The sequence below is a fragment of the Paraburkholderia sp. CNPSo 3274 genome (assembly GCF_024206475.1).
GTDB lineage: Bacteria > Pseudomonadota > Gammaproteobacteria > Burkholderiales > Burkholderiaceae > Paraburkholderia.
Genome location: NZ_JAMBPR010000001.1, coordinates 81,731 through 94,331, shown reverse-complemented (window position 1 = coordinate 94,331; position 12,601 = coordinate 81,731). Strand labels below are relative to the sequence as shown.

Below are 12,601 nucleotides of genomic sequence, written 5' to 3'. Positions count from 1 at the left end.
CCGTCCGGTCGTTCTATTTGTGCTGCTGCGCGCTTGATTGGTCAGAAGGCCGACCTGTGCATGAGACCTATATCGTTGCATAGCTAACTATATTGAGTTATGCTGTGCGCATGTTCGATCATTGCCTTTACTTCAACACCACGGCACTCGCGCGGCGCCTGGAGCGCGAATGGGCGCAAGCGTTCGAGCGCTTCGAGCTAACGCCGCCGCAGGGTTTCATGTTGCGCGCCGTGCTGGAGCGTCCCGGTTCGCCGCAGCGCGAACTGGCCGATCTGCTTTCCATCGCGCGGCCCACGGCCACGCGCGTGCTCGACGGCCTGGAGGCGCGCGGCTATGTGGAGCGCCAGCGCACGGATGGCGACGGTCGCGAAGTGGCGATCGTGCCCACGGCGCAGGCCATTGCGATTCGCGAGGCGCTCAATGCCGCGAGCGCGACGGTCGCGAGCCGCCTGAAGCGCACGCTCGGCGGCGAGGCGTTTGTGGATACGGTGTCGCGCCTGCGCACGGCGCGCGCCACGTTGGGCTGAAAGCGCGCGGCGCGCGTTACGCGCATCAGCGCTTCAGAAGGGCACTAAAGAGTAGGGAGTGGCATCATGCGGCGCATCGGCGCTTTCTGTATTTCAACCTGGCTTGCGGCCGCGGTTCTTTTTCTCGGGCGCCATTCGGTGCCGTTGATCGCGCTGAGTGGCGTGATCGTGTTCGCCGGCTTCGATCTTTTTCGTCCTGATTCGGTCGACCACTAAAGCCATGCTGCGAGCGCCCCGCATGCGGCGCGGCGCTCGCGCTCGGTCACATTACATCTCTTCGGCCCACGACATGTTTTCGCGCGCGAGCAGCGCTGACGATGCCGCCGGCCCGAAGGTGCCCGCCGTGTACGTGCGCGGGCGATCGTTCAGTTCCTTCCAGCCGTTCAGAATCGGCTCGACCCACGTCCATGCGGCTTCCAGTTCGTCGCGGCGCATGAAGTGCGTGAGGCGGCCGCGGATCACGTCGATCAGCAAGCGCTCGTAGGCCTCGGCGCGGCGCTCGGGAATGGCCTGCTGCAGGTCGAGATTCAGGCTCACGGGCAGCATGTTCATGCCGCTGCCCGGTTCCTTCGCGAGCATCTGCAACTGGATCGACTCTTCCGGCTGAAGCTGAATCACGAGACGGTTGCCGTAATGGCGCGGACCGCTCGGGAAGATCGAGAACGGCAGGTCCGCGAATTCGATCACGATTTCCGACTGGCGGTTCTGCATGCGCTTGCCCGTGCGCAGGAAGAACGGCACGTTGGCCCAGCGCCAGTTGTTGATGTTCGCGCGCAGCGACACGAACGTTTCCGCCTTGCTGTCGGGCGGCACGTTGTCTTCCTGCAGATAACCCTTCACCGGCTGGCCGTCCACGGCGCCCGCAGCGTACTGGCCGCGCACGGTGTCGCGCGCGATATCGGCGAGCGACATGGGGCGCAGCGAGCGCAGCACCTTGAGCTTCTCGTCGCGCACGGCGTTGGGGTCGAGCGAGACGGGCGGCTCCATTGCCACGATGCACAGCAGTTGCAGCAGGTGGTTCTGCACCATGTCGCGCAGCGCGCCCGTGTGATCGTAGAAGCCCGCGCGGCTGCCCACGCCCACCGTTTCCGCCACCGTGATCTGCACGCTGCGGATGTACGGCGCCTGCCACAGCGGCCCGAAGATCGGATTGCCGAAGCGCAGCACCATCAGGTTCTGCACCGTTTCCTTGCCCAGATAGTGGTCGATCCGGTAGATCTGCGATTCGGCGAAATGCCGGCCCACCGACTCGTTGATCTCCTGCGCCGAGGCGAGATCGTGGCCGAGCGGCTTTTCGAGCACCACGCGCGAGCTGCCGTCGATCAGACCGCCCGCCGTGAGGTTGTCGCAAATCGTCGTGAACAGTTCCGGCGAAGTCGAGAGATAGAACACGCGCAGTGCATGCTCGCGCGACGCCGCCTTCAGGTTCGCGTAATTGACGGGATCGTTCACGTCGATGATCACGTACTGGAACAGGCTCAGATAGCGGTCCCACGCTTGCGCGTCGAACGCTTTCGCGTCGATGAACGGACGCGATTGCTCTTCCATGAACTTGCGATAGTCGTCGATCGTCCAGTTCTTGCGGCCCACGGCGATGATGCGCGTTTCCGGCGGCAGGTTGCCGTGCAGGTGCGCCATGTAGAGCGCGGGCAGCAGTTTGCGCGCGGCCAGGTCGCCTCCGCCGCCGAAAATGATCATGTCGACGGGCTGTTCGGGCAAGGCTTGGGCAGGCTGATTCGTCATGGCAGGTCGGAGGTGACGCGCGCTCGCGTAACGCTGTTGAGCACGACCGCTAGCGCGCGGTTGCAAAACCCGCACCCGTCGCAAGAGCGGGGCGCGGCGAAAACGCTAATGGTGCATGGTTTTGTGCGAGTTTGCACGCATAGCGCGAACGAGGCGTTGCGCGAGACGTCTTCGTCGATAAACCGACCGGCCGTTCATGCATGCATCGCGCGGCATTGCGCCGATCTTTACCCGAGCCCCGGCACCGCCACGCCGAAGGTCGTGAGCACCAGCAGGACATTGAGCGAGAGCACCGCGACCGCGCCCGCCAAGGCTCCCACAGCCGTGAGCGCGCGGTTGCGATGGGGTCCCATCACATCGCGGCGGCACGTGAACCACACGAGCGCGGCCATCGGGAACGGCAGGGCGAGGCTCAGCACGACCTGACTCATGACGAGCGCCTCGGTGGCGTTCACGCCCAGTGCCACCACGATAAAACTCGGCACCATCGTCACCGCGCGGCGCAGCCACAGCGGAATGCGAAAGTTCACGAAGCCTTGCATGATCATCTGCCCCGCGAGTGTGCCGACCACCGAACTCGAAATGCCCGAGGCGATCAGCGAGACGAGGAAGATGCTGGCGGCCGCCGCGCCCAGCAGCGGCGCGAGCGTGCGGTAGGCGGTCTCGATTTCGGCGACATCCGCATAACCCTGGTGGAACGCGCCGGAGGCCATCACCACCATCGCCATGTTGATGAGCCCGGCCACCGAAAGCGCGACCACGACCTCGACGTTAGAAAACTTCACGAGGCGTTTGCGCTCGGCGTCGTTGCGCGCGAGCACACGCGCCTGGGTGAGCCCCGAGTGCAAAAAGAGCGCATGCGGCATGACCGTTGCGCCGATGATGCCCACCGCGATCGTCACGGCTTGCGCGTCGGGCAAGCGTGGCGTGGCGAGGTGGCGCAGCAGGCTCTGCCACTCGATCGGCGTGATGAAAAGCTCCAGAACATAGCAAATGCCGATCACGCCCACGAGCGCGCCGATTAGCAGCTCGAGCGGCCGGAAGCCCGCGCGCTGGAGGAACAGCAGCGCGTAGGTCACGACGGCTGTCACTGCCATACCGGCGAGCAGCGGCAGATGAAAGAGAAGCGCAAGGCCGATCGCGCCGCCGAGGAATTCGGCAAGATCGGTGGCCATGGCCGCGATCTCGCTCACGATCCACATGAGCCACACGAGCGGCGCGGGCAGACTGTCGCGGCAGAGTTCGGCGAGATTGCGCCCCGTGGCGATGCCGAGCTTTGCGGAAAGCCCCTGAAACAGCATGGCGATGACGTTGGCGAGCAGCACGACCCATAGCAGCGCGTAGCCGTAGCGGGCACCGGCCTGGATGTTGGTCGCGATATTGCCGGGGTCGATATAGGCAACGGAAACGACCACGGCCGGACCCGCAAGCGGCAGCAGAAGGGCGACGCCGCGGCGGCGTCCTTCGAGCGCTTCGCGCACTGCGGCGGCCGTGCTGCGGGTGAGGCCGTCGGGAGCGCGCTGCGCCTCGTCATCGCGGGCGCGATGATCCATGCAACTTCTCGCGCGTGCCGGGGTCTGTATGCGCAGCCCATCGCCCTATGGCACGCATCGAAGATTTGCGAATACGTTGAAAGTGCGTCATCGGAATCGGGCCCTCACGCGTTAAGCAGGCAATCCGCGCGCCTGCCTTGGCACTATCTCAGCACAAACCGGCGCGGCGCGCCGTCGCTGCTCTCTTTCCCTTACGAAATGCCTGAATTCCCGATCTTTTCGTTTACACCGGCTCACATGAAAAAAACGCTCGCGACTGCGCTGCTGATGGGCGGCCTCGCATGGGGCGCGCTCGCCCACGCCGACGACAAGGTCATCGTGCTCGACTCGGGCGAGGCGAAGCTCACGCTTATCGACCAGGCGAGCCGCACGGTGGTCGGCACCGAACCCACGGGCAAGGAACCGCATCACCTGATGATCACGCCCGATGGCAAGTCGCTCATCGTCGCCGACTCGGTGTCGAACGACCTGCTGTTCCTCGACCCGCATACGGGGCAGATACAGCGCCGTCTGGAAGGCATTGAAGATCCGTATCAGCTTGGCTTCTCGCCCGACCACAAATGGTTCGTGACCGCGGGCCTGCGACTCGACCGCGTGGACATCTATCACTACGACGGTCAGAACCTCACGCTCGCAAAGCGCATTCCGCTGGCGAAAACGCCGAGCCACATCACGTTCGCCTCCGATAACAAAACGGCGTTCGTCACGCTCCAGGACACGGGCGAAGTGGCCGCGATCGATCTGCCGACGCAAACGGTGCTCTGGAAGCTGCCAGTGGGCAACACGCCCGCGGGCCTGTGGATGACCCCGGGCGACAAGTACCTGCTCGTGGGCATGACGGGCGAGGACAACGTGGCCGTGGTGGACTGGCACAACCGCACGGTCGTGAAAAAGATCCAGACTGGCCGCGGCGCGCATAACTTCCGCAATCTCGACGATGGCAAACATATCGCCGTGTCGAATCGCGTGGAGAGCACGATCAGCATTCTCGACTACACGACGCTCACGAAAGTTGCCGACATCACGGGCCTGCGCCCCGGCCCCGACGACATGGAACTTTCGGCAGACAAGCGTTACCTTTGGGTGACGTTCCGTTTCGCGAAGCACGTGGGCATCATCGACCTGAACACGCGCAAGCTGATCGATACGATCGCGGTGGGCCGCTCGCCGCACGGCATCTACTTTGCGAACAGTGCGCCGGTGTACGCGCCGAACCCGGATTGATTGAGGCCTCTCGATGCTCGATACGCTGATTTCGCAGGCCGACAACCTCGTTTCGTGGCTGCAGACGCTCGTCTACGTGGACGTGGTGCAGCCGATCTTCTACAAGGTCGGCCTGATGGGCTACGACGAGGACACTTACGACGCGCTCTACTGGGTGATCGTCGGCGCGCTTCAGATCTGCGCCTCGTATGTGCTGCTGCGCCCGCTCGAAGCGCTGCGGCCCGCGGAAGACTGGGGCAATCGCCGGGCGCTGCGCGCCGACGTCTGGTACACGTGGATCGCGAAACTCGGCATTCTGAACATCGCGTTCTTCTTTCTGCTCACGCCATTGTTCAATCACTGGCAGAGCCTGATGGCGATCTACAGCGTGCCGAACATCGACGTGGACAGCCTCTGGCCCGGCGTGACCGACAAGCCGCTCGTGTCGTTCCTGATCTATCTCGTCGTGCTCGACTTCGCGGGCTACTGGTATCACCGCTGGCAGCATCGCTTCGGCGTGTGGTGGGAACTGCACGCCGTGCATCACAGCCAGCAGCAGATGTCGCTGTGGTGCGACGATCGCAACCATTTCATCGACGACATCATTCAGGCCGCGTTCTTTGCGGGTATCTCGCTCTTTATCGGCGTGCCGCCCTCGCAGTTCGTCGTGCTCGTGGCCGTGAGCAACTTCATGCAAAGCGTGCAGCACGTGAACGCGCGGCTCGACTTTGGCTGGCTGCTCGAGCGCATCGTGGTGAGCCCGGCGTTTCATCGCCGCCATCATGCGATCGGCTACGGCCACGAAGGCACGCGCTACGGCTGCAACTTCGGCGTGCTGTTTCCGTGGTGGGACGTGATGTTCCGCACGGCATCGTGGAACAAGGAGCATGAGCCTACCGGTATTCGCGACCAGTTGGCCGCGCCGCACGGCCGAGGCGCGAACTATGGCGAAGGCCTGCTCGCGCAGCAGTGGTTTGCGCTCGTGCGCATCGCGCGGCGCCTCGCGGGCAAGGGGTATCCGCTGGGAGACGCGGCGCGCTAATCTGCGCGGCGTTCGTTGTGGTTCCTCGTGCGAGGCGGTCTTCGGGCCGCCTCGTTTCGTTTCAGGATGACGTTTCGGGATGCCGCTGGCGCGCCGGATGCGATAATCACGCATTCATCCCCCACACATGCATGATGCGCGCGTCAAAAGCGCAGTTGGAGAACATCTTGAGCCGTATCGACAATCCGCAGCACGACCAGGAAGTCGGCGTGGCCGACGCTACCCAGGACACGACCCGCATCGACGACACGCGCATCGGCGCCGTGCGGCCGCTCATCTCGCCCGCGCTGCTGCTCGACGAGCTGCCGGTGCCGCAGGAGACGCAAACGCTCGTCGAAACGAGCCGCGGCGAGATCGCCGAAGTGCTCGCGCAGCGCGACGACCGGCTCGTGGTGGTGGTGGGCCCGTGCTCGATCCACGACCACGACCAGGCGATCGAATACGCGAAGCTGCTCAAGGCGAAGGCCGATACGCTCGAGGACGACCTGCTGATCGTCATGCGCGTGTACTTCGAGAAGCCGCGCACCACGGTGGGCTGGAAGGGCTATATCAACGACCCGCGTCTGGATGGCAGCTTCCGCATCAACGAGGGCCTGCGCGCCGCGCGCCAGCTGCTGCTCGACATCAACGCGCTCGGCCTGCCCACGGCCACGGAATTCCTCGATCTGCTGAGCCCGCAATTCATCGCCGACCTCGTGGCGTGGGGCGCGATCGGCGCGCGCACGACGGAAAGCCAGAGCCACCGGCAGCTCGCCTCGGGCCTTTCATGCCCGATCGGCTTCAAGAACGGCACCGACGGCGGCGTGCAGGTGGCCGCCGACGCCATCGTCGCAGCGCGCGCGAGCCACGCGTTCATGGGCATGACGAAGATGGGCATGGCCGCGATCTTCGAAACGCGCGGCAACGACGACTGCCACGTGATTCTGCGCGGCGGCAAGAGCGGACCGAATTACGATGCGGCTTCCGTGGCGGCGTGCTGCGCGTCGCTCGCGAAGGCGGGGCTGCGCGAGCAGGTCATGATCGACTGCTCGCACGCGAACTCGAACAAGGCGCATCAGCGCCAGATCGACGTGGCGCGCGATATCGGCGTCCAACTGGCGGGCGGCGACAAGCGCATTGTCGGCGTGATGATCGAGAGCCATCTCGAAGAGGGGCGCCAGGATCAGAAGCCGGGCGTGCCGCTCAAGCGCGGCGTCTCGATCACCGATGCGTGCATCAGCTGGGCGCAGACGGCGCCTGTGCTGGATGGGCTGGCGCAGGCGGTGCGGGAGCGGCGCAAGCTGCGGTGAGGGCGCTAACGCCCCTTTCCGCGTGAGCTTTTCTTCGCGGACGTTGCCCGCGGCGCTTCCTTCACCGGCGCCGCAACCCCCACACTCGCATTCAGCTGCTCGAGCGACGAAAGCGCATCGGCGTAGGCGAGAAATTGCTGCAGATACCCCGGCGACACTTCGCGCATGAGCGAGAGCGCGCGATGCACGAGGCTGCTCGAATTGAGCGGCCCGGCGTTTCTGGGTACCTGGTCTAGCGACTGCCGCAGCTGCTTTTCGGAGCGCACGCGCGACCACGTCTGCCGGAAGTATTCGACCAGCTCCGGGTCCGGCTCGTGCCGCACGCGTGTCGCCGGTTGTGCGGGTTCCGCCCGCGCGAGCGAATCGACGAGGCGGCCCAGTTCGCTTCTCGCCGTATCGTCGCCGAGCCCGTGCGTGATTTTCGATGCCTCGCGCGCGAGGTCGTCGGCAAAGGCGTTGAGCACTTGTGCGAGTCGCGCGTCGATGAGCCGGCGCGCTTCGCCCGCGTGTGCGGCGGCGCGGCGCTCCAGCGCCTCGATGAAGTGAAAGCGCACCGGGTCGAGCTGGTCCGCGCCGCGGGCGCGCCAGGCGTCGAGCAGGGCGCGTGCGTCGGGCGCGGCGGCGCGTGCGGCCGCTTGTGTGAACCGCGGGCCCGCATCATTGGCCATGCTTGCCCTCGCCGACGGTCGGCCGCGGCACCGGCGCGATCTCCACGCGGCGGTTCTTCGCGCGGCCAGCCTCGTCGGTGTTGGCGCTCACCGGCTGCTCGGAGCCGAACGCCGCCGCGAACACCGACGACGCGGGAACGCCCGCGTCGATGAACGAGCGCGTGACCGTCAGCGCGCGTTCGGCCGAAAGCTCCCAGTTGTCGGCGAAGCGGCGGTTGCCTGCGTGCACTTGCTGGTCGTCGGCGAATCCGCTAACCATCAGGATTTCGTCGCGGCTCTTCAGATACGCCGTGAGCGGCCCGGCGAGGCTCTTGAGCAGATCGCGGCCTTGCGGCGTCAACTGGTCCGAGTTCAGCGCGAACAGCACGCTGCCGCTAATGCCGATGCGTCCATTCACGAGCGTCACGCGCCCCGCCGCGAGCGGGCCCGCAAGCGCCTCTTCGAGCGTCTTGCGGCGCTCCGTTTCGGCCTTGCGCTGTTTCACCTCGTTCGCGAGCCGGCTCGACAGTTCGAGCTGCATGCCCACCACGCCCACGAGGATCAGCAGGAACGCGCCCAGCAGCACCGACATCAAGTCGGCGAATGCGGGCCAGACCGGCGCAGCGGGGGCCGCGCCGCCGTCGATGTCGTCGTTCATGCCGCGTCCGCTCCGGCAGTGGCGCGCTGGCTCGCGAGTTGCTGCAGGTTCTCGACGATCTGCTTCTGCGACAGCATGCTCAGGTCGATGACCTCACGCGCCTGCGCCACGTAGTAGGCGAGCTGGTCGTCGCTGCGCGCGAGCGACTTGTCGAGCGCGGCCTCGATGCGCTCCAGATGCGCGACGAGTTTGTCGTTCGATTCGCCAAACACGCTCACGGCCGCGCCGAACGCGTCGCCGAGGCTCGCCACTTCCACTGCGCTGCCGCTCACCTGCGCGGCGATCGCGCCCAGCTTGCCGCTCCCGGCTTCGACGTTCGCGCTGAACTGGCCGCCCACGCGCGTCAGCAACTCCGACGATGTGGAGACGAGCGCGTCGATCGCCGAGCGCTGCTCGGTGGAGGCGCGGTTCACGGCGTCGAGCAGCGTTTCGAGCGTGGCGAGCAGGCGGTTGCGCTCGTCGAGCATCGCGGTGTCGCGGACCATGCTGTCCGAAAGTCTCTGGCGCAGTTCGGCGATGACTTCGGCTGCTGCCTGCGGTGCGACCGACGCGGCCTGCACGAGGCTGCCGATTTCGGCGATCGTGCTGACGTTATGGGCCTGCGATTGCGTGGTGATGTCGCTGGCGGTCTGGGCGAGCGTTGCGCAGATTTCCTGCTGGCGCTGCGCGGTGGCCGCGCTCGTGGCTTCCCATTCCTTGCGCAATGCGGCCGACATCGTGGCAAGCGACGCGCTCCATGCTTCGAGGCGTTGCTCGTCGCGCGAAGAGATTTCCGCATGCAGGTTTGCGGCGGCCTTTGGAGCCTCGGCGGCCGCTTCGACCAGACGATCGATCTCGGCGATCGTCTTGCTCGCGTGCTGCTGCGACTGCGCGGCGATATCGCTCGCGGTTTGCGCGAGCGTCGCGCAGATTTCCTGCTGACGTTGGGCCGAAACCGCGCTGGTTGCTTCCCACTCCGTGCGCAACGTGGCGGCCATCGCCGCGAGCGCTTCGGCCCAGCTTGCGAGCCGCGCTTCGTCGCGCGCGCCGAGCTTCGTCTGCAGCTCCGCGTGGGATGCATCGACTGCGCGCAGCAGCGATGCCGAGTGCTGTTCGAACGTCGCCGCCGCCGTGGCGAGCGCCTGCTGGTTGCCTGCGGCGAGTTCTTCGCCGGCGCGCGCTTGCTGTTCGAGCGCCGCCTGCCACGCCTGCGACATCGTTCCCGATGCGCTCTCGAAGCGCGTCGACACGCCATCGAGCAGCCCCGCGGCACGTTGCTCGAAGCTTGCGTTGAAGCGCTCCAGCGCGCCGCCCAGGTCGGCGGCTAGCGCTTCGTTGGTCTGGCGGTGCTGCGCGAGCGCGCGGTTCCAGATGTCGGCGACGTTCGCCGTCGATGCCGCGAAGCCGCTCGCGAGCCCTTCGAGCTGCTGCTGCACCGCTTGCGTGAGCGCGCCCTGCATCGACGCCGATTCGCGCGCGAGGCCCGCCATGGTCGCTTCGACTACGGGCTGCAGCGCCGCGCCGGCGGCGCGTGCGCTTTCGGCGGCGCTCGACTTGAGTGACTGGCCCACGGAAGCCGCGAGGCGGTTCCAGGCGGCTTCGGCGTTCGCGGCAAAGGCCTGTTGGGTCGCGATCTGCTGTTCGTGCTGCGCAGCGCCCTGGCGTTCGATCAGCGTCATCAGCGCGCCAAGCTTGTCGACCAGCGCGGGCATGGCGTCGGCCTGGCGCTGCAGCAGCTTGAACGAGGCTTCGCGCTGATGGGCAGGCGAGAAAGCGCGCAGCGTCGTCGCGATCCTCACGTCGAGCTGCTGCGCGGCTTCGATGCGTTCACGGCGGCAAAGCGCGGAGAGCAGGCCGAGCATCGCGGAGGTGGCCACACCCGCGATCGAGGTGCCGAACGCAAAGCCGAGACCGTTCACCGGCGCGGCGAGCGAGGCACGGATGGCGTCGAGGTCGGTGGCGCTTTCCAGCGCCGCGCCCGTGCCCTTGAGCGTGACGACCATGCCGAGCAGCGTGCCGAGCATGCCGAGCAGCACGAGCAGGCCCGTGAGGTAGGGCGCGAGCGCCGGGCCCGGCAGGGCCACGCGCTCGCCTTCGATGCGCGCACGCACGGCATTGCGCAGGCCCGGATGTAGCGTGTCGAGCCAGCCGGCCAGGCGCGCGGGCGGCGCGTTCAGTTGCGCGATGCCCTGGGCGAGCGTGGTCGTGGCCTGCTGAAAGCGATAGAGCTCCCAGGCGCCCGTGACATAGCACGCGCCGATCAGTAGCGTGACGGCGCTCGCAAGCGGGTTCGTGACCGCGTAGCCGGCGCCGATCCAGCACACGGCGGCGAGACCCACGACGAAGACAACAGGTTCAATGCGAAATCGGGACATAGCGCGGGACATAGCGTTTGGGTTAGCTGGTGCGAAGGGCGGCAAGCAACCCCTCCACCGGTTGAAACCGAATCTCAAGTTCGGCGAGCAACACGCTCTGCATATCTTTGCGAAAGCCGGCGAGCCAGGCGTGAGGCGCGGCTTCGCTGGCGGACTCCGCGGCGGCCGCTGCGCGCTGCCGCTCGAAATGCGCGCCAAGCAGCGCGGGCACGCCGGCGAGCAGGCTGCGTTCGCGCGCGCCGAGCGCCTGCTCCATCACGGCGTCCACCGTCGCGAGACGCGCGAGCGCAGGCGCACGGGCTGCCAGCGCGGCGCGCAGACGGGTGCGCAGCATGGCGATGTCAGTCTCCATCGACTGTTGCAGGGCGACGTAGCGCTGGCGGAAATCCGCGAAATTGGGTTCCACATCGGCAGGCGCACTGGCGGCTTGCGTGCGCCGTCCGTCGCGCCGCGCAGGCGCGCCTTCGCCCGAAATCGCCTTTCTCAGCGCCGCGCGCACGCGCTCGCTCTGGCTTTGTTCGGCACTGGCGCCCACGCGCGTGGCTGGCTCGCCGCCCGGCGTCTGCACGCTCAGCGCCGTCGAAAGCGCGATGGCGTCCGTCCAGCCGAGCCACTGGCTCAGATGGTCCGAGATCGATTGCCGGGATTCGGGCACGTCGGCGTCGCCGAAGCGGGCAAGTAAGCGCACGAGCGTCGGGCCGCTCAACGCGAGGCGTTGCGGGGCTAGCACTTTTCCACCTGGGCAAAAAACCCGTTAGTTTACACGCCCGCGAGGGGGCGGCCAGCATCGGCCGTCCGCCGGGCGCGTGAATGATGACGCGGCGGCCCGTGAAAGAGGGGCGCTCGCGGGCGCGAGGCCGCGCCACACGGGGGCTCCAGGCGCCTGCGCCGTTCAGGCCTTGGCGCTCTCGGCCAGGATCTGCTGGATCGCTTGCTCGAAGGTTTCGACGGGTTGGCCGCCGCTGATCAAATACTGCTGGTTGAAGATGATCGCCGGCACCGACTGGATACCCGACGCCTGGTATTCGTGCTCTTCGGCGCGCACTTCGTCGGCATACTGGCCACTTTCCAGGACTGCACGCGCTTGATCCGCGTCGAGCCCCACGGACTGCGCCGCCGCGACGAGCACCGCGTGGTCGCTCGTGTCCTTGCCCTCGCCGTGATACGCACGCAGCAGCGCGAGCTTGAGCGGCAACTGCTTGCCCTCGATACCGGCCCAGTGCAGCAGACGATGCGCGTCGAAGGTGTTGTAGATGTGCTCGCGCGGCCCGAACGCAAAGCCGACGCTCGCGCCGCGCTCGCGGATCATGGTCTGCGTTTCGGCGATCTGCTCGGCCGTGCGTCCGTACTTCTTGCCGAGATACTCGAGCACGGATTCACCGCCCGGGCCCATCTGCGGATTCAGTTCGAAAGGGTGCACGACGATCTGCGCATCGACGGTGTCGCGCAGCCGTTCGAGCGCGAGGTTCAGCGACGAGAGGCCGATTGCGCACCACGGGCACGCGATGTCGGAGACGAAATCGATTCTGAGCGGTTGTTTCATGGCTTTCCTGATCCGGTTGAACGCGGGGTCACTGAGACGCGG

At 66.5% G+C, this 12,601-nt stretch carries 12 protein-coding genes; 5 read left to right on the top strand and 7 right to left on the bottom strand.

Annotated elements, in window-relative coordinates; translation table 11 throughout:
* Nucleotides 1–110: 110 nt before the first annotated feature.
* Nucleotides 111–527 (top strand): MarR family winged helix-turn-helix transcriptional regulator, encoded by a 417-nt coding sequence (locus M3I54_RS00375; RefSeq protein WP_254332314.1) that lies wholly within the window; start codon nucleotides 111–113, stop codon nucleotides 525–527.
* Between the two features lie 66 nt (nucleotides 528–593).
* Nucleotides 594–743: a hypothetical protein gene (locus tag M3I54_RS00370; RefSeq protein ID WP_254332108.1), complete on the top strand. Its 150-nt coding sequence runs from the start codon at nucleotides 594–596 to the stop codon at nucleotides 741–743.
* A gap of 51 nt (nucleotides 744–794) precedes the next feature.
* On the opposite strand, the gene zwf is transcribed toward M3I54_RS00370, so the two are convergent.
* Both zwf and M3I54_RS00360 read right to left on the bottom strand, forming a co-directional pair.
* A complete protein-coding gene (zwf, locus tag M3I54_RS00365; protein WP_254332106.1) occupies nucleotides 795–2,270 on the bottom strand; it encodes a glucose-6-phosphate dehydrogenase in 1,476 nt (491 codons plus the stop codon).
* A gap of 227 nt (nucleotides 2,271–2,497) precedes the next feature.
* Entirely contained in the window at nucleotides 2,498–3,823 is a 1,326-nt protein-coding gene (locus M3I54_RS00360) for an Nramp family divalent metal transporter (RefSeq protein WP_254332104.1), read from the bottom strand.
* Between the two features lie 237 nt (nucleotides 3,824–4,060).
* On the opposite strand from M3I54_RS00360, the gene M3I54_RS00355 reads away from it, so the two are divergent.
* The 3 genes from M3I54_RS00355 (at nucleotide 4,061) to M3I54_RS00345 (ending at nucleotide 7,357) form a co-directional block, all read left to right on the top strand.
* Nucleotides 4,061–5,047: a beta-propeller fold lactonase family protein gene (locus M3I54_RS00355; RefSeq protein WP_375542071.1), complete on the top strand. Its 987-nt coding sequence runs from the start codon at nucleotides 4,061–4,063 to the stop codon at nucleotides 5,045–5,047.
* A 13-nt stretch (nucleotides 5,048–5,060) separates the two neighbouring features.
* Complete coding sequence (locus M3I54_RS00350) at nucleotides 5,061–6,068, top strand: sterol desaturase family protein (protein WP_254332102.1); 1,008 nt, start codon at nucleotides 5,061–5,063, stop codon at nucleotides 6,066–6,068.
* A 167-nt stretch (nucleotides 6,069–6,235) separates the two neighbouring features.
* The gene (locus tag M3I54_RS00345) at nucleotides 6,236–7,357 is read left to right on the top strand and encodes a 3-deoxy-7-phosphoheptulonate synthase (RefSeq protein WP_254332100.1); all 1,122 of its coding nucleotides are present in this window, start codon (nucleotides 6,236–6,238) and stop codon (nucleotides 7,355–7,357) included.
* A gap of 5 nt (nucleotides 7,358–7,362) precedes the next feature.
* On the opposite strand, the gene M3I54_RS00340 is transcribed toward M3I54_RS00345, so the two are convergent.
* From M3I54_RS00340 to M3I54_RS00320, 5 genes are all read right to left on the bottom strand, one after another.
* Complete coding sequence (locus tag M3I54_RS00340) at nucleotides 7,363–8,025, bottom strand: DUF2894 domain-containing protein (protein ID WP_254332098.1); 663 nt, start codon at nucleotides 8,023–8,025, stop codon at nucleotides 7,363–7,365.
* Nucleotides 8,015–8,662, bottom strand: a complete 648-nt coding sequence (locus tag M3I54_RS00335; RefSeq protein WP_254332097.1) for an OmpA family protein — start codon at nucleotides 8,660–8,662, stop codon at nucleotides 8,015–8,017. The genes M3I54_RS00340 and M3I54_RS00335 overlap by 11 nt, the downstream gene beginning before the upstream one ends.
* Nucleotides 8,659–11,016, bottom strand: a complete 2,358-nt coding sequence (locus M3I54_RS00330; RefSeq protein ID WP_254332096.1) for a DUF802 domain-containing protein — start codon at nucleotides 11,014–11,016, stop codon at nucleotides 8,659–8,661. Before M3I54_RS00330 ends, M3I54_RS00335 begins: the two co-directional genes overlap by 4 nt.
* A gap of 22 nt (nucleotides 11,017–11,038) precedes the next feature.
* A complete protein-coding gene (locus M3I54_RS00325; protein ID WP_254332095.1) occupies nucleotides 11,039–11,746 on the bottom strand; it encodes a DUF3348 domain-containing protein in 708 nt (235 codons plus the stop codon).
* 162 nt (nucleotides 11,747–11,908) lie between these two features.
* Nucleotides 11,909–12,559 (bottom strand): DsbA family oxidoreductase, encoded by a 651-nt coding sequence (locus tag M3I54_RS00320; RefSeq protein WP_254332094.1) that lies wholly within the window; start codon nucleotides 12,557–12,559, stop codon nucleotides 11,909–11,911.
* Between the last annotated feature and the right edge of the window lie 42 nt (nucleotides 12,560–12,601).